Annotated in this window: 17 protein-coding genes; 8 read left to right on the forward strand and 9 right to left on the reverse strand. The window is 60.7% G+C overall.

The features are described from left to right. Positions 1-163 precede the first annotated feature (163 nt). The gene (locus AC30D9_RS12425) at positions 164-1249 is read left to right on the forward strand and encodes a diguanylate cyclase domain-containing protein (protein WP_490144117.1); all 1086 of its coding nucleotides are present in this window, start codon (positions 164-166) and stop codon (positions 1247-1249) included. Here the strand turns inward: AC30D9_RS12425 and AC30D9_RS12430 are convergent. Genes AC30D9_RS12430 through AC30D9_RS12440 form a run of 3 tightly spaced genes read right to left on the reverse strand, consistent with a single transcriptional unit; the run spans position 1233 to position 6773 of the window. Then, positions 1233-3584, reverse strand: coding sequence for a TonB-dependent receptor (locus AC30D9_RS12430; RefSeq protein ID WP_490144118.1), 2352 nt, complete (start codon positions 3582-3584; stop codon positions 1233-1235). The genes AC30D9_RS12425 and AC30D9_RS12430 overlap by 17 nt on opposite strands. Position 3585: 1 nt before the next feature. Next, entirely contained in the window at positions 3586-5973 is a 2388-nt protein-coding gene (locus AC30D9_RS12435) for a hybrid sensor histidine kinase/response regulator (RefSeq protein WP_490144119.1), read from the reverse strand. Beyond that, positions 5973-6773 carry a response regulator transcription factor gene (locus tag AC30D9_RS12440; protein ID WP_490144120.1) on the reverse strand — a complete coding sequence of 267 codons (801 nt, stop codon included), beginning with the start codon at positions 6771-6773 and terminating at the stop codon, positions 5973-5975. Before AC30D9_RS12440 ends, AC30D9_RS12435 begins: the two co-directional genes overlap by 1 nt. Positions 6774-7005: 232 nt before the next feature. Between AC30D9_RS12440 and AC30D9_RS12445 the strand changes: the two genes are divergently transcribed. Together AC30D9_RS12445 and AC30D9_RS12450 are read left to right on the forward strand one after the other, a co-directional pair. Next, positions 7006-7410 carry a DUF488 domain-containing protein gene (locus AC30D9_RS12445; protein ID WP_490144121.1) on the forward strand — a complete coding sequence of 135 codons (405 nt, stop codon included), beginning with the start codon at positions 7006-7008 and terminating at the stop codon, positions 7408-7410. A 122-nt stretch (positions 7411-7532) separates the two neighbouring features. Then, entirely contained in the window at positions 7533-9041 is a 1509-nt protein-coding gene (locus AC30D9_RS12450; protein WP_490144122.1) for a hypothetical protein, read from the forward strand. A 61-nt stretch (positions 9042-9102) separates the two neighbouring features. On the opposite strand, the gene AC30D9_RS12455 is transcribed toward AC30D9_RS12450, so the two are convergent. Together AC30D9_RS12455 and AC30D9_RS12460 are read right to left on the reverse strand one after the other, a co-directional pair. Continuing rightward, on the reverse strand, positions 9103-9702 hold the full coding sequence (locus AC30D9_RS12455; RefSeq protein ID WP_232200640.1) for a hypothetical protein: 600 nt from the start codon (positions 9700-9702) through the stop codon (positions 9103-9105). 336 nt (positions 9703-10038) lie between these two features. Next, positions 10039-10575, reverse strand: a complete 537-nt coding sequence (locus AC30D9_RS12460; RefSeq protein ID WP_490144123.1) for a DUF4256 domain-containing protein — start codon at positions 10573-10575, stop codon at positions 10039-10041. An 80-nt stretch (positions 10576-10655) separates the two neighbouring features. On the opposite strand from AC30D9_RS12460, the gene AC30D9_RS12465 reads away from it, so the two are divergent. Then, the gene (locus AC30D9_RS12465) at positions 10656-11183 is read left to right on the forward strand and encodes a GNAT family N-acetyltransferase (RefSeq protein WP_209022180.1); all 528 of its coding nucleotides are present in this window, start codon (positions 10656-10658) and stop codon (positions 11181-11183) included. Between the two features lie 125 nt (positions 11184-11308). On the opposite strand, the gene AC30D9_RS12470 is transcribed toward AC30D9_RS12465, so the two are convergent. Then, on the reverse strand, positions 11309-12013 hold the full coding sequence (locus AC30D9_RS12470; protein WP_490144124.1) for a hypothetical protein: 705 nt from the start codon (positions 12011-12013) through the stop codon (positions 11309-11311). A gap of 140 nt (positions 12014-12153) precedes the next feature. On the opposite strand from AC30D9_RS12470, the gene AC30D9_RS12475 reads away from it, so the two are divergent. The 4 genes from AC30D9_RS12475 (at position 12154) to AC30D9_RS12490 (ending at position 17082) form a co-directional block, all read left to right on the forward strand. Continuing rightward, positions 12154-13203, forward strand: coding sequence for a hypothetical protein (locus AC30D9_RS12475; protein ID WP_490144125.1), 1050 nt, complete (start codon positions 12154-12156; stop codon positions 13201-13203). A gap of 152 nt (positions 13204-13355) precedes the next feature. Further along, on the forward strand, positions 13356-13772 hold the full coding sequence (locus tag AC30D9_RS12480; RefSeq protein WP_490144126.1) for a VOC family protein: 417 nt from the start codon (positions 13356-13358) through the stop codon (positions 13770-13772). A 143-nt stretch (positions 13773-13915) separates the two neighbouring features. After that, positions 13916-14911, forward strand: coding sequence for a TRAP transporter substrate-binding protein (locus tag AC30D9_RS12485; RefSeq protein ID WP_490144127.1), 996 nt, complete (start codon positions 13916-13918; stop codon positions 14909-14911). Between the two features lie 266 nt (positions 14912-15177). Next, on the forward strand, positions 15178-17082 hold the full coding sequence (locus tag AC30D9_RS12490; RefSeq protein WP_490144128.1) for an alkaline phosphatase D family protein: 1905 nt from the start codon (positions 15178-15180) through the stop codon (positions 17080-17082). A gap of 130 nt (positions 17083-17212) precedes the next feature. On the opposite strand, the gene AC30D9_RS12495 is transcribed toward AC30D9_RS12490, so the two are convergent. From AC30D9_RS12495 to AC30D9_RS12505, 3 genes are all read right to left on the reverse strand, one after another. Continuing rightward, positions 17213-17713 (reverse strand): methylated-DNA--[protein]-cysteine S-methyltransferase, encoded by a 501-nt coding sequence (locus AC30D9_RS12495; RefSeq protein WP_307576146.1) that lies wholly within the window; start codon positions 17711-17713, stop codon positions 17213-17215. A 183-nt stretch (positions 17714-17896) separates the two neighbouring features. Beyond that, the gene (locus tag AC30D9_RS12500) at positions 17897-20632 is read right to left on the reverse strand and encodes a winged helix-turn-helix domain-containing protein (RefSeq protein WP_490144129.1); all 2736 of its coding nucleotides are present in this window, start codon (positions 20630-20632) and stop codon (positions 17897-17899) included. A 349-nt stretch (positions 20633-20981) separates the two neighbouring features. Then, positions 20982-22346, reverse strand: coding sequence for a DUF1329 domain-containing protein (locus AC30D9_RS12505; RefSeq protein ID WP_307576149.1), 1365 nt, complete (start codon positions 22344-22346; stop codon positions 20982-20984). Positions 22347-22358: the final 12 nt, after the last annotated feature.

The following is a 22358-nucleotide window of genomic DNA, read 5'->3' on the forward strand; positions in this document are numbered from 1 at the left end:
ACCCAGACTGACGCTCCTACATCCCCACGCAAAAAAAATTTCCAATCCATCCCCTCCCGCAAAGCCCCCATCCGCTCCAGCAAACACCCCCACCCATCCCCAACTCGATAATGCCCCCTTCACTCACCCCCTACCGCTGCAACCGAGCACCGTGTACCCCCCCATGAACCTACACACCTTCATCCGGAGCTATTGCCTCAACTCCAGGCTCGCCACGAATGCCCTGACCCGCCTGCACAAGGCGCTGTCCTCCCTGGCCGGCTATCTGGCGCGGCAAGGCTTCGACTCCGCAATCTGGCCGACCACCCGCGACGAAGCCACGCTGGACCGTCGCCTCAACACCGTCTGCCCAGAACTGGCCGCCACCGTGTTCAGCCACGCCCGCGAAGGCGTCATCCTGGTCGACCCGTTCGGCCGGGTCATCGCCGTGAACGAGGCCTTCACCCGGCTCACCGGTTACGGGCAGGAAGAGATACAGGGCCGCGAGTTGAATTCCCATCGCATGGTCCGTCGGCTCGCGGCGTTTTACGGGCCGATGAAAAACGCGCTGGATTTCCACGGGCATTGGTCCGGTGAGATTCAAAGCAGCCACAAGGATGGCCGGGAGATGACGTCGCGGATCAGCATCAGTGCCGTGCATGACCGTCACGGCAACGTCCAGCACTATGTGGCGCTGTTCAGCGACATGACGCAGATGAAACAGCGTCTCCAGCTTCTGGAGCGCGACGCTCGGTATGACGCGCTCACGCAACTGCCCAATCGCTTGCTGCTGGCCGAGCGGATGCGCCAGGCATTGGGCAAGGCGCGTATCCATCAGCAGAAGGTGGCCATCGCGTTCATTGACCTGGATGGGTTCAAGGCGCTGAACGACAGTTATGGCCATGACTGGGGGGATCGGGTCTTGCAGATTGTCGCGGCGCGGATCAATGCGACGTTGCGTGAGGGCGATACGTTGGCGCGGCTCGGTGGCGATGAATTCGTGGCGGGGCTGGTGGGTTTGCAGGCGGTGGAGGACAGCGAGCCGCTGCTCAAGCGGATGCTGGCGGCGGCGAATGCGCCGATTTTGATTGGTGCGCAGACGGTGGAGATTGCCGCGAGTATCGGGGTGGCGTTTTATCCTGAGCATGGCCATGAAGTCGATGGGCTGATCAGCAAGGCGGATCAGGCGATGTATCTGTCGAAAAAGGCCGGCGGTAACCGTTTGGCGTTTTGTCCGACGCGGTTTATTTCCCTCAATAGCGAAGCCTGACGGTGGTGCCGACGGTTCGTTCGCTGCCGGTCATGACGCCGTAGTCGCCGGAGCCGAGCAGTGAATACACGGCGGTGATGTACTGACGGTCAAAGACGTTGCGTACCCAGCCTTCCACTTCCCAGGCACGGTCCTGGCTGCGCAGGCCCAGGCGCAAATTGGTGAGGCCGTAGCTGGGTTGATAGCTGCCTTCGCCGCCTTCGAGGGTGCCGGAGTAGCCGGTGCGAAAGCTGTAGTCGATGCCGCTGTAGGCTTCCAGCCCGTAGGGCAGCGGATGGGTATGGTCGAGGCCGCTGCTGAGGCTCCATTCCGGCGCGTTGTAGAGACGGTCGCCGCTGAGGTCGCAGGTCCATTGGCCCGACTCTGGTGGGCACGGTGCGTTGGGAAAGCTACGGTAGCGGGCGTCGCTCCAGGCCAGGCCCAGGCGCCAGGTGAGTTGCGGGTGGAGTTGCCAGGCGGAATCGAGTTCGACGCCGCGCAGGCGGACTTTGCCGACGTTGATCAGGTTGTCCCGCAGCGGTGGCGCGAACAGCGATGTCGGCGGGCTGTAGGTGAGCGCCTGGTAGTTGTCGACGTCGGTCTGGTAGACAGCGAGGTCGAGCAACGCGCGTTCATCCCAGAACCGCGTTTTCATACCCAGTTCCAGCGACGTGGCGCGCTCCGGCTCGAAAGTGGGCGCGGTGAACGGGCCGACCACGTCGAAGTTGATGCCGCCGGCCTTGTAGCCCCGCGACCAGCTCACGTAGCCCATCACCGCATCGCTGAAGCGGTAACTGGCGCTGGCGAGGCTGGAGATATTGTCTTCCTCGATCGAATCCTCGCGGTAGTAACCGCCACCCAAGGCGATGTCGCGCAGCAACTGCCCACCCGCCTGGAACACCGGTGGTAAGCCGGTCAGCGGGGCGAGGTTGCTGACGTCACGGGAGATCCAGCCATCCTTGCGCTCCTGGCTGTAGCGCAGGCCGCCAGTGAGTTCCAGCGGTTCAATCGGACGCCAGGAGATCTGGCCGAAAATCGCCCGACTGTCGCCCTTCTGTTCACCGTCATACCGTTGCCGGGCGCCGTCGAGCAGCAGGGCTGGCACCTGCCTCGGATCGGTGAAGGTAATGCCATAGAGTTTTTTCAATTGCTCCAGTTGATCGCCGACGAACCAGGGCGCGGCGTCCTTGCCGAATTCGGTGTCGATCCGGCGGTCGAGCTGTTGGCGCAGGTAGTAGAGACCAGCGACATAGTCGATGGACGTGCCAGCCGTGCCGGACAGGCGCCATTCCTGGCTGAACTGGCGGTGGCCCAGCTCGGTTTCGGATTGGATCACCGACAGCGCGGTGCTGTCGCTATCGCGGGTGGCGCGATAGTCCCAGTCGCGGTAGGCGGTGATGCTGGTGAAGCGCATGGCCTCGTCGAGATCCCAGTTCAGCTCCAGTGAGACACCGTTCTGCAGGGTTTGCGGATGACCCGGCGCGTCGATCCGCGTTTCGCGTTGGTAGGGGTCGGGCTCGGTCAGCGGGTAGCCGAGGAACTTGGCGCGCTTGCGGGTTTGTTCGCTGTAGTGATTGACCAGCAACACGTTGCCGGCTTCGTTTTGCTCGGCATAGTCCGCGATCAGGCGGGCGCTGAAGTCGGTGTTCGGCGTCCACAGCAACTGGCCGCGCAGGCCTTGGCTGTCGGTGTCGCCGAGGCGGGTACCGTCTTGCAGGTTTTCCACTGCGCCATCGGTGGAACTGTCGAAAATGTTCAGTCGCCCAGCCAGCACATCGTCCTGCAACGGCCCGGAAATCGTCCCGCGAAACTCACGCAAGCCGTGCTCGCCGTAGCTGGCCTCAAGGTTGGCTTCGGGCTGGAAGGTCGGTTGCCGAGTGATGATATTCAACGCGCCCGCGGTAGTGTTCTTGCCGAACAAGGTGCCTTGCGGCCCGCGCAGGACTTCGATGCGCTCGATGTCCATCAACTCGGTGAAGGCCATGCCCTGGCGCGCCTGGTAGACGCCATCGACGTAGGTGCCGACGCTGCCTTCCAGGCCATCGTTGTAGGCGGTCGCGCCAAACCCGCGCAGGCCGAAGCCGGCATAGCGAGAGTCGTGCCCGGACACCACCAGGCCGGGGACGCGCTGTTGGATGTCTTGCAGCCGATGCAGGCCGGCCTCGTCCAGTTGCTCGCCGTAGAGGACGTTGATCGGGATCGGCACCTGCTGCGGGTCTTCTTCGCGGCGGCGAGCGGTGACCGTGGTCGCGTCGAGAGTGAGGGCGCTGGGTGCCTCTTGCTCGGCCTGGGCCGACAGCCAAGGCAGCATCGAAAGGCCGCCGAGCAAGAGCAGCCGGTAACCCATACCCGGCATGCTAATGCTCCTGAGCCAATGCGCGACGCACCGTGTCCGGGCAGGCCAGCGCCTTGATGCACGCCAGCAGTTCGCGGCTGTCAGCGGGCTTGAGCACGACCGCATCGAAGGCCAGATCGTTGGGATAGCCCTGCGGCCTGCGTGGCGGCACCGCCGAATAAAGCATCACCGGCAGATCATGCCAACGGTCGCGCACCTGGCGCAGCAGTTCCCAGCCGTCCATGCCGGGCATCATCTGGTCGCTGATCAACAGGTCGACCGACTGCTGTGCCAGGCAGGCCAAGGCGTCTTCGCCGTTCGCCGCCATGCTCACGTCAAAACCGTAACCGGCCAGCAAGTCGTAGAGCCATTCGCTGTTCTGCTCGATGTCGTCCACCAGCAGGACATGCTTGCCCTGGCCATCGAACGGCGTGGCGTAGTTATCGACGATGCCGTTTTCCAGGTCGTGCTCTTGGGCGTATTTCAGTTGCAGGCGAAAACTGAAGTGGCTGCCCTGCACGGTGGCCTGGGGTTCGAGACGGCTGTCCATGCGCTCCAGCAGTTGGGTGACGATGGACAAACCCAGCCCGCTGCCTTCATAACGTTGCGCATTGCGACCGCGACGGAACGGTTGCAGCAGTTGTTCGAACTCTTGCGGGTCGATGCCGATTCCGCTGTCGATCACACTGAAGCGAAGTTCCACGGTGTCAGGAGCCGCCCCGGGGCAGGCGCTCACTTCGAAACGGATCTGGCCGTTGCGGGTGAATTTTGCCGCGTTCGCCAGGAGGTTCATGAGGACCTGTCGAAGGCGTTTGAAATCGGCTTCCACCAGCGGTGGCAGGTCATCCGCCAGCACCGCTTCGAACGTGTTGCCCTGGCGCGCGGCAAGAAAGCCCGCCTCGTCTGCGATCTCTTTCAGGAAACCGTACAAATAGCCTGCGGCGAGGGTCAGTTGCATCTGCTCCAACTCGCCACGGGAGAATTCGAGCATCTCGTCGATCAGCTCCAGTTGCTGGCGGGCATTGCGCTCGATCGTGGCCTGATAGTCGCGGTTGGGCCCGCCGTGCAACAGGCGCGCGTAGTCGATGATGCGCACCAGCGGCGAGCGCAGGTCATGGCTGATGCGGGCCATCAACGCACTGCGGGCGGCCAGGGATTCTCGCAACTGCGCGGTGCGCAGTGCCACGGTGCTTTCCAGGCGTTCGTGCTCGGCCTGGCGTTGTTGTTCGAGGGTGGACAGGGCGTTTTTTTCACGGTTGCGGCTGCGGGCGACTTCCATGATCAACGTGCACACCAGCAACACCACGCCCGGTAAGGTGGACGATAAGCTGTATTTGCTTTGCGGCGACTGCCAGAGCAACTGTTCCTGGGGGAAGAAATACCGCATCGCCAATTGCGCAAGCAGCAACCCGGGTACCAGCCAGGCCATCCAGTTGTAGCTGAGCCGCCCGCGCCAGGCCATGAACAGCGTGGCAAACAGCGCACCGTAGAAACTCAACATGGATATCTGGACTATCTGCGCCCCCTGGACCGGATCGACCTTCAGCCACCAGAGTCGGCCGAAGACACAGCCCAGCAAAGGTATCCAATAGCTCCAGCCAACGACTTTGGGCAATCGGGAAACCTGTAGCAGCACACGCATGTAGGCCAGGAAAAGAATGAATGCGATGGCGCTGGTGCAGACCAACAGCTCGCGTGTCCAGCCCAGCGCCGCCGGCCAGTAGATCAGGTAGCCGTTCAAGATGCAGGTCAGCAGGATGTAGCTCAGCACCGCCCCCGCATTCACGGTGAGCAGTCGAGAGCGGAGAATCCAGCCGACAATGAGGCCAAACGGGACGACCAGCAGGACAATGCCCAAGGTGAGCCCATCGCTCAGGTAAGTCCGTTGCTGACTGCGCAGCAACGCCGGTTCGGCCCACAACTGCGGCTCCAGCAGCATCTGGAAATTGCTCGCCACCCGGACGTACACAGTGGCACTCTCCCCCGCCGCCAGCGTGACCGGAAATGCCGGCTGACGCGCCGGCGGCTGCGGCCATTCGGCCAAGGGATGAGCAACTCCGGCATGGGCATCATGCCCCGGTTGGTAGACGCGGATGTCCTCCAGGCGCGGCGCCCCGATCACCAGCAAGCGCGAACAGGCCACGGGGCTTGAGTTGGTGAGCAGCACTTTCAACCAGAAGACCGAGCGGCTATAGCCTTGCGTCGGCCAGCTCGCGGTTGCGGTGTTGAATTGCGCTTCGGGCAATTGAGCGACTTGCTCCAGGCTCAAGTTGGCCTGGGTGTCTTCGAAAATTTTTATGGTGGGCATCAGGTCCACCATTTCAGCCCGGCAGATATCCACGGGTGCCGCGCGCAACAGGCCTGCGGTTAACAGGGTCATCGCCAGCAATAGGACCTGTAGAAATCGCATCAGGCGAGTCCGGCCGACTCTGCATCGGCAACGCCCAGGGTTTGCTGGCGAAACTGGCTGGGGGTCATACCGATGCGCTGGCGGAAGGCGGTGGTGAAGTTGCAGGCATTGCGAAAGCCCACCAGATCGGCAACGTCCTGCACGCTCATGGCGCTTTCGGAGAGCAACGCCTGGCCGCGCCGCAATCGCGCATCGCGAATGTACGCGAACACGGTCAGGCCCAGGTGCTCGCGAAATATCCGCGAGAGGCGTTTCTCATGGGTGCCGACTTTTTGCGCCAGTTGCACCAGCGAAGGCATGTCATCGAGATGCTCTTCAATCAAGCGCATCGCGGCTCGCATCACGACCTCATCGCCTTGCGGCTCCGGGTCAGCCGGGTTGTGCTGATTGGCTGGCAGCGCGCGCCAGGTCAATTGCAGGTGGATCTTGATGCGCGCCAGCACTTCCTCGGGGGCGCAGGATTTGGGGATGTAATCGACCCCGCCGACGGTCAGCCCTTCCAGACGCTCGATCGAGCTGTTGGCCGACGACAAAAACAGGATTGGCGTGTGGCGGGTCGAGGGTGCCTCGCGCAGAAGCCGGCACAGGCTGAAACCGTTCATTTGCGGCATGTGCACGTCCAGCACGATCAGGTCCGGACGCAATGCCAATGCCCGCTGATAGCCCTGGTGGGCATCGCTGGCCAGGGAAATGCGCCAGGGTTGCGCCTTCAGCAGGACGAGCGTCGCACGGATATCCTCCGGGACATCGTCGATCAGCAGGATATGCGGCGGCTCGGACGCCGCCGCGCTTGCAGCCATAGCCGCTTGCCTTTCGTATGGTCCATCGTCCATGCGCTACGCTCTCTTGTCGTGCGTTTGCCAATTAATTGCTGGAAAGCAAAGGGATTGCAAAGCCAATCGATGGATCGGTGAGAATCGTTATACCGATAGCGGCAGGTCCGGCAAAGACTTGAAGACGCTGGATGACCCTGACCGCCCCACCGCTGGCGGCCCATGCTGAAACGCTTCCCCTTCGACAGGCAGGTTTTTGATGATTCAGTGCAAACGCGCCTATGAAACAGCGAGCGCCGAAGATGGCGTACGCGTCCTGGTGGACCGCTTGTGGCCGCGCAATTGTCGCAAGGATGCGCTGGCGATTGCCGAGTGGCTACCGGAGGTTGGTCCTTCTCATGAGCTGCGCAAGGCGTTCAAGGCGGGGACGGTTTCGTTCGAGCAGTTCAAGGTGGCTTATCGCAAGGAGTTGGCGGGGCGGCCGGAACATTGGTGGAAGCTGGTGGATGTTGCGCGGGATGGGTCGCTGACGCTGGTGTATGCGGCCAAGTCGACGGTTGAGAATAATGCCGTGGTGTTGGCGCAGTGGTTGGAGGATGAGGTGGAGACGCGGGCGCAGGGGAGTTCGCCGGTTTGCTACTTGTCCGAGTTTCCAGAGCTTTGAGTCACTGGACTAGCTCGCTCCCAAAATGGTCTGTGCCCGGCCAGCCACAGGGTGATGGTTGTCCTTTGGGTATGGTGCACAGCTAAGATGACGCGCAGAGAAACCAATAGGAAGACGCCGTGATGCAATCGCCATTTGACCCGCTGGTTCATATCGATTGGAAAACACCGGGCGGCGAGTTGCTCGGGTTGTTGCAGCATTACTATCCCGACATTGACGTGTTTACCGGCCCGGGGTTCGAGGCGTTGTTGGATGAGCTGTCCAACGAGATGCCCGAGGTCTGCTTCGAGGCGTTGGCACCCGTGTTGGCGGGCCAGGGTTATGACTTGTGGAACCTGGATGCCGGTGGCGATGATTACCGACCGGTGATTGTCCCGGTCGGTCAGCGCGAGGCGTTCGCCAAGCGCTGGCAGGGCCAGCGCGGCGAGCCGAGGTTCACCGCGAGTTTGATCGAGCCGCAGAAGCCCGCCCCTGTCGAACGCAAACCGGCCAAGCCCAAGCGCAGCAAGGTGAAGTGGCTGCAGGAAGTCCATGACTATCCCGGCGCCACCTATGTGCATGAATACAACTACCGTAACGGTTGGGCCGCGATTACCGAGCAGGATGAAGAGCAGTGGTTGTGCTTTCTGATCGATTACAACCCATGGCCGCCCGCCGAGCAGGACATGCTCGAGCATCGAACCGATGGGGTTGATGGCGCTGACCTGACGCTCATCGATGCCAATGCCCAGCGAACGCTGTGGCGACGCCGGGTCAAGCATGGGGATCACAGCGCAGATGACCGGTACCAATACGAAATTCGTCAGGGCAATGACATTGCCGATTTCGGACCTGCCGACGTGCAATGGCCAGGCTTTGAAGAGCCCTGCGTGGTGGTGGATGCCGAGGTATTCGAGCGTCAGCGCATTTACGAACCCGAGCATCTGACGCGGATCTGGCGGATCACGGCGGGCAGCAGCGAGATGATTTTCGAGGACACCGATGACCTGACCATCCTGCCCATCGGCCCTCGCCGCTTGCTGTTCATGCAGCACAACGGCCCGAAGTGCTGGATTTGGCATCAAGACCTGCCTCACCAAACCATCGCCGCCCAACCAATGCCCGCCGACGCCTACAAGCTGCGAGCGTCAACCGCGTACCTGGGGGGTGACGAGATCCTGCTGTTCAGCGAAGGGGCGCGGCAGAACCTTGAACATTCGGGTTATCAGGAGACGGTGCTGTTGGCGTGGCGCTTCAACTTCATCACCGGCGCCAAGACCAAGGCGACGCTGGACGGTTTCGGCAGTGAACTGCGCCAGGACACGCGCTTGCTCGTCACGCAGCCCAAGCAGGTCATCACCTTGCGCACGTTTCATGGGCAGTTGCATGTGGCCCGGGGGCATGGGGATTGGTGGGTATGGAGCTATCGCGCCAATACCTTTGGCACACAGACGCTGGCGTGGTTTTGGAATCAGGACAGCAATGAGGTGGTGAAACTGACCTCCAAGGACATGCCGCGGATCAAGCCGGATATTCGTTATGTGGCGGCACAGGATCGGTACCTGGCGTTTGAGACGGAGTTTGTGGCGCGGTTGCCGGTGTTTGATGAAATGGTTGAAGCCAAGGGGTGTGAGATCCTGTTTTTTGAGTGACGCATTTTTGCTGCGTGCGAAAAAACAAGAAAGGGCTCCTGAGAGCCCTTTCCAGCTGACGTTACTCTATGACCGGATACCACGTCGCATAGTTATCGCTAAAGTCGTCCAGCAGAGGAAACTCCTCATTGCGGGCACCTGCCACGACTGCTTTTTTTCGCTCAAAAGCTTCTTTCATATGCTCCTTGCAGAGCTCAGCGGAGATGTAACACAGTCCGTGCCAGCGATGGCGCCATGCGATTAACTGGCGATCGGTTTCTACGATAAAGACGGTTTTATTAAGCGACTTGCGTAGACGGGGAGCCGACTCGCCATGCAACGACCTGGGCACCCTGACTTCCTGTCCAAATTTGTCCCAGCCTGCCCATTGGCTATAAAACCTTAGCCGAGTGTCGTTGTTGATCGAGAGGAATTCATAGTAAGCGACGTTTGGCTTGGGTTGAGCCACCTCGCAATACCGACGCATCAGCGTGGTGCTGATATTGCCTATCAGGTCTTCGGGGAGATGTTCTAAGACTTTGCGAAAGTGATGGAAATTATTGAAACCGAACTCTTTGCAGATGTGGGTCAATCGCTGGCAATACGTGTATTCGCCAATGACCGAGACTCGAGCCAATCCTTTAAGGTCGTCGACACACTCAGCAGCACTTGAACGGGACATAGCTCACTCCTTTAGCCAAATCAAAGACGTGCTTCGACTAGCATGCTGCTTGCAGTGGCTAAATAAGTGGGTAAGTTCACTTAGATTTTTCGTATTTCCCATCGCAGCAGGGAGGCTACTTGTGCCTGCACGTATAAAAACACAGAGCCACCTATGACGTAAACCACCTGATGAATCACTCGCTAATGCCGAACCATTGTGGCCAGAGCTTGCTCACGCTCGGCTGCGCAGCGGTCGTAAACCTGCCAACTGTTTTTCCTGGCGCGTCCGTGCTGATGGGTTTGGGGCGGCTTCGCAGATCAACGGGAATAAATCCCTTCGCCACAATTCATTGGCTCAAATACGCAGCACGCCACGAAATCCGCGCGCCGCATAATACGACTGCACGCCGTTGTGGTAGATGAACACCCGGCCATAGCGGTAGTCGCCAAAAATCGCTCCATCGAGCGCGCGAAGTTCTGGAGGGGTTGCCAACCAACTGGACGTCTTGGCATCGAACTCGCCGAGTTTCTGCAGGGCTCGATACTGGTCTTCCGTCAGCAGGGCGATACCCATTTCTTTGGCCATTTCTACCGCACTGCCCTTGGGTTTGTTCTCCTTGCGCGCGTCCAGGGCGGCGCGGTCGTAGCAAAGGCTGCGGCGACCGGTCGGGCTTTCTTTGGCGCAATCGCAGAAGGTGATAACACCAGTTCCCTCGTCGTGGCCGATCACGTCTGGCTCGCCTCCGGTGGTTTCCATTGCCTGGAGCGACTTCAGGGCGTTAGGGTTGCTTTCCAGTCTGGCCTGAACGTAAGCCCATGGAATGTCTGGGTGGCGCTGGGGGTTTTGTTCGAAGCGGGTTTTCAGGGTCTGGAGGATGTCTTGTTTTTTCATGGTTTTGGGTCCGCGCTGGTCCGGTTCCAAATTCTGGCAGTACCAGCGTAGCAACCCCTTGAAGCATGAGGTCACGAACCATGATGCGCGGCGACGCTCAACCCGATTTTTTCCTGCACTTACGTCCAGTCAATCTCGACCGGGACAGCGACGTTTGCGTGCGTTTCTTTGAGGACATGCTGCTCTGCGCGTTTGGCTCCGCACAACAGCTTCACGGTCCCGATGGAATGCCGCACTACCTTCAATCTCTCCAAGAAAAAGCGACCGAGACTCCCGGCAGCATCGTCCATGCCTGGGATGAAACACAGATCGTGGGCCAGATAGAAATGTCACGGCTGAAGGCAGAACCTGCAGTGGGCTACATCCACTTTTTCTACCTCACCCCAGAGTGGCGATCACGCGGTGCCGGGAAGTTGCTGCTGGCCTACGCCACCGACTTTTTTGCAGGGCTGGGATGTGAACGGATGAGGTTGTCTGTGAGCGAAACGAACCAAAGGGCAGTGCGGTTTTATAGGCACCATGGTTGGATTGATATCGGGCCCAGGAAAGACAAGCCGGAACTGCGTTTGCGGTTGATGGAAAAAGCGATTGGCCTCATGCGGGTATGATCAAGGCTATTCATGAGGCTTTCGGTCTCGCTTGCATCATTTTCTTCGCACACTATCAGCCACATTGATAGCGTGCGGAAATATTGTTTTAAGGGCTATCTAGAGGCCTCAGCTCGATACAAGAACTACCGCTGCGCCTCCCCCTGTGGATAAGCATCACTGACATTCAACGACAACTGCGCCGCCACTTCGTAGCCATCGGCCTTGCTGAAGTTCAACTGGAACTCCTGATAGGCCGGCCCGGCCAGCCAGCGGTTGACTTGCAGGTCCTGGTACCTGGAGCTCTCCCCGGGTGTGAGTTGCCCGAACAGCGGGAAGCCTGCATCGGCAAAAATCCGGTCGGCCTCGAACCAGTCCATCTCGTTATCGAACCTCACACTTGAGCCCACCGCCGCCCACGCCTCTGGCGTGACTTTCTGGCCGACGTCCAGGAAGACCACTTTGCTTTCTTTCGCGGCGATCAGGAAGGGCAAGGTTATCGGTGTTCCCGTCGAGTCGAGGAGCTTGGATTTCATACCGGCATACTCGCCACCGCCATCTTCCCTACGCTCCCATATTCGCCAGTCGATGACACTTTCCGGGTTGAAACTGTTGTTGGTGAGGATGATTTTGTAGCGCTGCTTGAAGAGTACGAATGGGAAATCGGCAAAGGGTTTGTAGAACGACACTTTGCCGTGTTCGGCGCCGACCCGGATGATGATTGGCGTTCTGCGGCTGGCGACGCTGTCCTGGTATTGCTGGTAGCTGAAGTAGGCAGAGGCGATGGAGACGATCAGGGCCAGGGTTGCAATGGCATCGGTCCGGGTGAGGGTTTTGAACCATTTCATCATGGGGTGGTGAGTCCAGGCGTTAGTGGTGGCTAAAAATGGAGACGTCGCGAGCAGGCTCGCTCTCACAGGAGGTCGGTGATGGACGCAATAGTGGCACTTCAGTAGCATTCGCCAACTTATCGATCCTTCAAGGATGACCCATGCTCGCCCTGCCTCGCTTTCCTGCCCCGTTGCTAGCATTGTCCGCGTTGTTTGTATTGCTCGGCGGTTGCAGCGTCAATGGCAGTTATCCCGATGCCATCGAGCCGGACGCCGCCAAGTTGCGGTTCGTCGCCAATACCAGCAACGCCACGCTGGATTATTTCGATGCCGCCCATTGCGACGGGCAAACCACGGGCATCCTCAACAATCTGCTGCTAAGCGATACCGCGCGGCGGGTGGGGATGAGCGTTCCGGCGCCCAAGGATGCCAAGGGCTACCTGGAGGTCAAGCTCAAGCCCGGTGAGCAGATTTACCTGCGCACCAACATGAACAGCGGTTATGCCGTGTGCGGCAAGGGCTTCAACTTTACCCCCGAGGCCAATGCCGAATACGAGGTGACGTTCAAGTCCGAGAAAAATTTCTGCCTGACTCAGTTGCAACGCTTGCAACGAGTCGACGGCAAGGACGTGCGCACACCGATCCCGATCCTGAAAAAAGACTTCCCCGCCTGCGCCGGCCGCAATGCCCTGTTCCCCCAGACTTACCCGGACACGCCCCATCGCCTGGAACTGATGAACCGGGTCATCGATAAAAGCCTGGTCGTCACCGTGAAGACGGATCCGACCAAGGAAAAAATCGAGAGTTATTCGCCAGAGAAACTGGACACGCTGATCAGCGAACGCAAGGCCAAGCTCGGCTTCGACCTGCCGCCTGACTACTGGGCGCTGTACCGGGAAAACCTGAAGACGTTTGGCGATGACATGGCACAGAACAAGGCGCGCTCGCTGGAACGCTTCAAGGACGAATACCAGACGCGCCTGCGGCAGGTGAAGGACGAGCAACTGGAACAGTGGGCATTGCCGAAAAGCACCAATGCCAAGCCGGAAAAGGCCGAGATCGATCTGGACATCGCAATGATGGTGGAGTACTTCCGGATCGGGAATGGGGTGACGGGCGAAGCGGTAGGTCATCACCTGGAGCGGATGGCGCAGATGGATGAGCGTTACGGGGTATGCGCGCGGTTTGCCGAGTGCTGGAAGCGCAACTAGCAAGACCACTGCCCCCGGATGCTGGATGTCCCGTCGTCACGATCGCCTGATCGGCGGTTGCTTTGCACGGGACGAAGTTCTGCGATGACATTCCGGCATGGGCAGCTATGGTGAAGTAACCCATTGGCGGCATCACTGAACATGAGGCCTGTATGAGGAACTTCACGATCCAGCGCATCGACCATATCGTCCTGCGCGTAAAAGACATCGAGCGCAGCCTGGCTTTCTATACCTCGGTGCTCGGTTGCGAGCTCAAGAAGCGCCGGGACGATCTTGGAATGGTCCACCTTGGCACCGGTGTTTCGATGATCGATCTGGTGGCTGTCGACGGGCCGCTTGGTCGCGAAGGTGGGCCAGCGGCGGGCAAGCAAGGACACAATGTCGACCACTTCTGCCTGCGCATCGAGCCGTTCGATGAACAAGCCCTCCTCGCTCATCTGTCCGCAGCCGGCCTGGCCGTTGAGAAAGCGCAGATGCGCTATGGCGCGGAGGGAAATGGTTGGTCGATCTATTGTTTCGATCCGGATGGTAATCAGATTGAGTTGAAGGGGCCGGCGCTGGAGCCTTGAGCTTCAACTGGGCAGGAACTGCAGGGCACAAAATCTGTCACCCCTTCGACGGCTGGCTTTTCCCCTAGACTTGTCGATGTTTGCTGTACGCCGGGTTTCGAAGAGGCCCGTACGATAAATACAAATGCAAAGGGAATTTCGCAATGCTCAAACCTGTGTGGAAAGCGCTCGCCTGCACCCTGGCTTTCGGGGCGTGGGGCACGGCCATGGCCGCTGAGCCGATCGTCATCAAATTCTCCCACGTGGTGGCCGAACAAACGCCCAAGGGCCAGGGCGCGTTGATGTTCAAGAAGCTGGTGGATGAACGGCTGGCAGGTAAGGTGAAGGTCGAGGTGTATCCCAACTCCACGCTGTATGGCGATGACAAGGAGTTGGAAGCCTTGCTCCTTGGAGAGGTGCAGATCATTGCGCGGTCGCTGGCCAAGTTCGATCAGTACACCAAGACTGTGCAATTGTTCGACTTGCCGTTCCTGTTTGACGACATCAACGCAGTGGACCGTTTTCAACAGAGCCCCGAAGGCCAGAAGCTGCTCAAATCCATGGAAAGCAAGAACATCACCGGCCTGGCCTATTGGCACAACGGCATGAAACAGCTGTCGGCCAACAAGCCCCTGCGCCAGCCCGAGGATGCCCGCGGCCTGACGTTCCGGATACAGACCTCCGCGGTACTGGAGGAACAGTTCAAGGCGGTGGACGCCAACGCCAAACCGATGATTTTTTCGGTGGTGTACCAGGGTTTGCGCACCGGTTTGGTCAACGGCACTGAAAACACCTACTCGAACTTCTACAACCAGAAGCTCAATGAAGTACAGAAATATGTCACCGAGTCCAACCACGGCGTCCTCGATTACATGCTGATCACCACGTCGGACTTCTGGAACGGCCTGCCGCCGGATATCCGCAGCGAACTGGACAAGATCGTGGTCGAATCCACCGCCTATGCCAACAAGGAAGCGGAACGATTCAACCAGCAGGACAAACAGCATGTGCTAGACGCCAAGACCACCGAGATCATTGCCCTCACGCCGCAGGAGCGTAATGCCTGGCGCGACAAGATGAAGCCGGTGTGGGCCAAGTTCGAAAATCAGATCGGGCCGGATTTGATCAAGGCGGCGCAGGCGTCCAACAAGGCCCAATGACGTACCAAGGCCGGGGATACTTGATGCCCCCTGTGGCGAGGGCATTTATCCCCGTTGGGGTACGCAGCGCCCCTAAAATCTGCCACTGCGATGTACCTGCATAAGTGCCGGGGGGCTTCTTCGCAGCCCAGCGGGGCGGTGCGACGTTTCGCTAAATCCCCTCGCCACAGAAGCGGGATCATCGCACGTTGAACCTACCGTCCCCAGCAACCCGGCACATTGCGCTATGATCCCCGCCTCGCCCTGAACAGAGCTTTTTCCCGCGAATGCTGCCGTCCACTCCCGACACTATCCCCCTGCCCCCCGTCCTGGTCGGCCCGCTGTTACGGCGGCTGGAACCTGCGCGCCTGGTGATGTGGCTGGTGGGGACGCAAGCGTTGGCGTTGACGCTGCGCATTGACGGTGTCGGCGACCTGGCACTGGATGCGTCGCGCTGCACCGTGGTGCCGGTGGGGCAGCGAGCGTTTGTGCACTTGATCGATGTGATGCTCGACACTCCCCTGCCCCAGGACGTGGCGATTGACTACGACCTGCTGGTGGACGGCGCCCCCATCTCCGAATGGGCGCCGCATCTGTTGTATGAAGGCGCACAATGCCCGAACTTCATGTTGCACTCGCGCATCGAGCAATTAGTCCACGGCTCCTGCCGCAAACCCCATTACCCGGCCAACGACGGCCTGCTTTGCGTCGACCGGCTGTTGGCGCAAGCCCTGGCAGAACGCCCGGCCCTGCTGATGATGAGCGGTGACCAAGTCTATGCCGACGATGTCGCCGGGCCCATGCTGCGGGCGATTCATGGGCTGATCGAACGCTTGGGGTTGTTCGAGGAACGCCTGGAGGGTGCCGTGGTGCAAGACAGCGCCAAGCTCTATCGACACCCGGCCAGCTATTACCATCGCGCCGATCTGTTACCGGCACTGGAAAGCAACGAAACCCTGCGCGAGCGATTTTTCGGTGGGGCACGCAAGCCGATTTTCACCAGCAGCAGCGCCGACAATCACCTGGTGACCTTCGCCGAGGTCATGGCGATGTACCTGCTGGTGTGGTCGCCGGTGCCCTGGACGCTGATCGCCGTGCAGCCGCCCGAGTTGACCGTCGAACGGCGCCAGCGCTACGACCTGGAACAGCAGCGCATCGATGCGTTCAAGACCGGGCTGGGTGGTGTGGCGCGAGTGTTTGCGCACTTGTCGTGCCTGATGATTTTCGATGACCACGACATTACCGATGACTGGAACCTGTCCGCACAGTGGGAGGAAACGGCCTATGGCCATCCGTTCTCCAAGCGCATCATCGGCAATGCGTTGATCGCCTACATGCTCTGCCAGGGCTGGGGTAACAACCCGGACGCCTTTGCTGACGTGCTCCCGCAAACCCAGGCCCTGAGCGAGACTGCCCGGGACCGCTACCTCGACAGCGAACCACAGGACAAGTTGATCGACACCCTGCTGGGGTTCCAGCGCTGGCACTACGTGTTGCCAAGCACCCCGGCCCTGGTGGTGCTCGACACTCGCACCCGCCGCTGGCGCAGCGAGAACAATCTCAAGCAGCCTTCCGGCCTGTTGGATTGGGAGGCCTTGAGCGAGTTGCAGCAGGAGTTGTTGGACCATCCATCAGCGATCATCGTCTCACCGGCACCGATCTTCGGCGTAAAGCTGATCGAAACCGTGCAGCGGGTGTTCAGTTGGTGCGGTTATCCGCTGCTGGTGGATGCGGAAAACTGGATGGCCCATCGCGGCGCGGCCCAGGTGATCCTGAATATTTTCCGCCACTCGCGCACACCCGGTAATTACGTGGTGCTGTCAGGGGACGTGCATTATTCCTTCGTCTACGAAGTGCTGATCCCACACCGCAAGGGTGGCCCGCGCATCTGGCAGATCACCAGCAGCGGCATCAAGAATGAATTCCCGCCGGTGCTGCTGGAATGGTTCGATCGCCTGAACCGCTGGCTCTACTCGCCTCGTTCGCCCCTGAACTGGTTCACCAAGCGCCGGAGCATGCGCATCGTCCCCCACACCCCGGAACACGCCGAAGCGGGCGAACGGTTGTGGAACAGCGCCGGCATTGGCCAAGTGTTTTTCAATGACCAGGGCCAACCCGCGCAGATCTATCAGCACAATGCCAACGGCCAGCCGCCGACGCGGATGTTGCCACCGAAACCACCGCAACCCTGAAGAACACTCGGACAACTGTGGGAGCGAGCCTGCTCGCGATGACGGCGGCACAGTCGACATCATCAGCAACTGACCCACCGCTATCGCGAGCAGGCTCGCTCCCACAGTGGATTGGTAGAGCGTCCCAAACTCAGAACGCCAATTGCAGGGACTGCTGGCCTTCAAGGCTCAGGAGGAACTGTTTGGCCGCCAGGCCACCAGCGAAGCCGGTGAGGCTGCCGGAGCTGCCGATAACCCGGTGGCACGGGGCGATGATCGAAATGGGGTTGCGGCCATTGGCGGCGCCAACGGCCCGGACCGCTGTCGGTTGGCCGATCCGGATGGCGATGTCGCGGTAGCTGCGGGTTTCTCCGAAGGGAATGGACAACAGGGCCTGCCAGACCCGGATCTGGAAATCAGTGCCCGCGAAGTCCAGCTCCAGCTCGAAACGACGGCGCTGGCCGGCGAAGTATTCGAGCAACTGACGTTCGGTTTCCTTGAGGACCGGATGCTGAGTGTCCTCCTCCAACGGCCCGAGGCGCACCCGATTGAGCCGCTCGTTTTCCCACAGGATGGCCGCCAGTCGCGTCTGGCGGGCGACGAGGATCAGTTGCCCGACGGGGGATGGGATGGCTTTGTAGACGGGCAACATCAAACATTCCTTTACTGGCGCTGACTGTTTTTTGTGGAGAGGGGATTTATCCCCGCTGGGCTGCGAAGCAGTCCCCGATTGCTTCGGACATGATTTATGCCTGAAACACCGAGGAGGGGGCTTCGCCCCCAGCGGGGATAAATCCCCTCGCCACAAAAGCTCTTCGATACAAGTAAACCTTGCTCAGCTCAACAACCCCAACGCCTTCGCCCGCGCCACCGCTTGGGTACGGCGCTCGACGCCGAGCTTGCTGTTGATGTGGCTGGCGTGAGTCTTGACGGTGTGCAGCGAGATGAACAATTGCTCGCTGATCTCCTGGTTCGAGCAGCCTTGGGCAATCAGTTGCAACACCGCCCGCTCGCGACTGCTGAGGGTTTCCACGGGGGCCGTTGGGTCGGCAGGCTGGGCCACTGTCGAAGGCAGGCGTTCGAGCAGATGATCGCGCAAGGAACTGATTGGTGCGTGCAGCAGTTGTTCGCGCAACCATTCACGGTGCTCGCCGAACAACCATTCGAAAGGCTGCAACACGCCGCCGCTGGCGGCTTCGAAAGCCTGGGCCAGGGTCCGTCGGGCTTCGGGCTCGCGCCCGACACTCAGCAGCAAGGCGACTTTCTGGTTGAGCGCCATCACGCTGAGCATCTGCCGGCCGGTTTGCTGACCGTGTTCAAGCAAGGCATCGAGCCGCCCTTGGGCGAGCATCGGTTGACCCCGGATGGACTCCAGCACCGCCTGCTGCAGTTCGACATGCAAAGGCAGTTGCGGGTGGAATTCCGGTGGCGCGGCGGCTCGCTCGCCCGTGTAGGTCTGGCCCAGACGGGTCAGCCAGGCCTCCGCCAGGTCAGTGCGCCCCTGGGCCAGCCACAGTTCGCATTTGACCAGGGTGATCATTGCCAAATAGTAGATCGGCGGAACGTCCCAGATGTGCATCAGGCGCTCGGCTTCAGCCAGTTCGGCGAAGGCCCGGGCGAACTCGCCACTGTAGCCTTCGATACGCGCGATCACGCAATGACCGATCAGCACGCTGATGTCGCGGCAGGCGCGGGCTTCGGTGAGGCCCGCCTGCAACCGCGCAAGGCCGGCCTGGGGTTGCATGCGCAAGGTCAGCAGGAAACCTTCGTACATGATCAATCGCGCCCGCACCGCATAGAGCCGCTGGGGCGACAGTTTGTGCAAACGTTGCAGGCCCTGGTGCACCTCATCCAGCGCCCGCAGGATCTCTCCTCGCGCCTGCAAGACCCGGGCACGATCGTAATGGGCCAGGGCCTCGAACAGTGGGTTGCCGACCCGCTGCGCCAGCTCCAGGGAGTCACGGTTCAAGTTCCGCGCGCGCCACAGGTCGCCGTCGGCAATCGCCAGGTTCGACAGCGTGGACAGGCACATCAGGCGCTGGCCGTAGCGTTTATGGGGCAGGCTCTCCAGGGCTTCGCTGCAATAACGTACGGTGGCCTCACGATCCCCGCGGCCACGGGCGACGATCCCGCTCAGAGCCAGCCACTGGGCGAGCATGGATTTTTGCGCGGTGGCCGAGGGGGCCGGCAGGAAACGACTCAAGTGCGCCGCCAGCTCTTCGGCCGCATCCAGCTGGCAGGCCAGGCCCAACGCCCAGCTATAGAGCACGATCAGCCGCGGGGTGCTGATGAGCAGGCTGTCGGGCAAGTCCATTTTCCAGCGCAGCAACATGCCGACGTTCTGTTCGGCCAGCAATTGCTCCTCCGAGAGGTTCTGCACTAGGTTCGCCGCCACATCCAGATGCCCGGCCCGCAAGGCCTGTTCCACGGCTTCGTCGATCAGGCCCTGGGCGTTGAACCAGCGACAGGCCCGCAGGTGCAGGGTCGCGGCCGGGACCATGGCCGGCGCGCTGGGACGACTGCGCAGCAGGTCGGAAAACAGGTGGTGGTAACGGTACCAATGGCCGTGCTCGTCCAGCGGTACCAGGAACACCTGGTGGGCCGCCAGGTAACGCAGGATTTCGGCGCTGTCATGGGCCTCGCGCACCGCATCGCACAGTTCGCTGCAAAAGCGTTCCTGGGGGGCCGTGTCGTAGAGAAACGCCTGGACCTCGGCGGGCAGGCAGTCGATAACTTCTTCGAGCAGGTAATCGCGAATCAGCCCTTCCCCACCGTGCAAGGCCTGGGGTAGCAGGCCTTCGGTTCCGGCCTCGGAGGCGGCCAGCAACCAGAAACGCAAACCGGCCACCCAACCTTCGCTACGCTGGATGAGATTTTCCAGCGCCTCACCGCGCAACGAACTGCTGTGATGCTGGAGCAGGGTCAGGGCTTCTTCATGGGTCAGGCGCAGGTCCTGCTCGTTGAGTTCGAGCAGTTGCCGGGACAGGCGCAAACGCGCCAAATGCCAGTCCGGGCGCTGGCGGCTGGTGACGAGCACCAGCAGGCCGTCGGGCAGGTGATTGAGGAAAAACTGCAGACAGCGATCCAGCACCTGGCTTTGCGCCAGGTGGTAGTCGTCGAGGACCAGCAGCAAGGGTTCGCGGGGCGATAAATGCGTGGACAGTTCGTCCAGCAGGCCGTCGAGCCATTCTTCGAAGGCAAACGGTTGATGGCGCTGGCGCATTTTCAGCAGCCCCAGTGCCCGACCGCCCAGTTGCGGGAAAAACGCCTGGAGCCCTTCAAGTAGCCGTTCCAGGAACCGCCCCGGGTCGTTGTCCCGGGCGCTGAGCCCCAGCCAGAGGCTCTGCCAATGGGCGGGCAGGCTCTGGCAGAACTCCACCGCCAGGGAGCTTTTACCGAACCCCGCCGGGGCACTGACCAACAGCAACCGCCCCCCGAGCCCCGCGCTCAAGCGCTCGCACAACCGCGGCCGCACAACGTGACCGTCGGGCAAGGGCGGGCGGTAGAAACGCCCGTCCTGTACCGCGATGGCTGCGCGGGCAGAATCCGGAAGTGAAGACAAATCAGTCATGGCCGGCTCTTGTTGAGATGCGGGTGGCGGCGTTGCAGATGTCCGCAGACTAGCGGTAAACGAGGACGTATTGAAGGGAGTGCTACAAATGGCTACAAAAAGACTACAAGCCAATGGCCCTTGCAGGGGGCGTTTTTGTGGCGAGGGGATTTATCCCCGCTGGGCCGCGAAGCAGCCCAAAAAGCTTGAAGGCTATCCGGCTGATGTTCCGAGGTAATGGCTTAGGGGGTCGCTTCGCAACCCAACGGGGATAAATCCCCTCGCCACAGGGGTTTTGTGTTGGCCCCAAAAACAACGCCCCGAACCAGTCGGGGCGTTGTTTCGAGGATGCGGCCTCGGGTGCAGCGGTTTAGCGGATGCCGTCCTGGCGCAGTGCGTTCGGGGTGAAGTCGGCGGTGGTGGCGGTGAAGCCGAAGTCGTAGGCCGATTTCTCTTCGTTCTTCATGCCCAGCGCCAGGTAGCGGCCGGACTGCAGGTCGTAGAGGGTTTCCAGGGCGTACCACGGCACTTGCTTGTCGTAGTAGTTCTCGGCATGGGCCTCGGCCACGCGCCACAGCTGGCCACGACCGTCGTAGTGGTCGATCACTGCGGCTTGCCAGGTATCTTCGTCGATGTAGAAGTCACGCTTGGCGTAGATATGGCGCTGGCCCTCCTTCAGGGTCGCGATCACGTGCCAGACACGCCGCAGCTCGTAGCGGGTCAGGTCCTGGTTGATGTGGCCGGCCTTGATGATGTCGGCGTACTTGAGTTGCGGCGAATCGATCCTGTAGCTGTTGGCAGCGATGTACATCTCTTTCTTGCCTTCCAGCTTCCAGTCGTAGCGATCCGGTGCGCCGTTGTACATGTCCAGGTTGTCGGAGGTACGCAGGCCGTCGGCGGCCGTACCCGGGCCGTCATAGGACACTTGCGGGGCACGGCGCACGCGGCGCTGACCAGCGTTGTAGACCCACGCCGAACGCGGCTCCTTCACTTGGTCGAGGGTTTCGTGCACCAGCAGCACGCCACCGGCCAGGCGCGCCGGCGCGGTTACTTGCTGCTTGAAGTAGAACAGGATGTTGCCAGGGTTGGTTGGATCGAAATCCTTCATCTTGTCGCGGAACACGAATTGGTCACGGAAGTACACCAGGCTGTACGAACCGTTGGGCTGCGGGGTGGCCTGGGTGACCAGGCGTGTCACGCTGCCGCCACGATAGCGGGTGATGTGGTTCCAGATGACTTCCACACCGCTCTGGGGAATCGGGAACGGCACGGCCGTCTCGAAGTTCTCCAGGCCGTTGCCGCCGGAAACCAGCTTGGTGTTGACCGCGTTTTTCTTGATGGAGGCGAACACCTCATCCGGCACGGTGGCGCCACGATGGGTCGGGTAGACCGGCATCTTGAAGGTTTCCGGGTAGCGCTTGAACATCGCGTACTGGCCCGGGGCGAGCTTGTCCTTGTACTGCTCGACGTTCTGCGCGGTGATGGTGAACAGCGGTTTTTCCGTCGGGAATGGGTCGGCAAGGAAACCCTTGCTGTCCACGGCGCCGGCGTTCTTGGCCATGGGTTTCCAGGCCGAGATCGAGCCGTCGGCATTGCCGGCCATCTCGGCGCCCATCGGTGTCAGGCTCTTGCCCAGTTTATCGGCCTCGGCCGCAGGCACTGCCGCCATGACGCTGGCAGCCAGCAGGGATAGCCCCAGAACACCGACCTGCAACAGATTCTTTGTTATTTTCATAGTGTCTCGTCC

It is taken from the genome of Pseudomonas sp. DF11, from assembly GCF_058148565.1.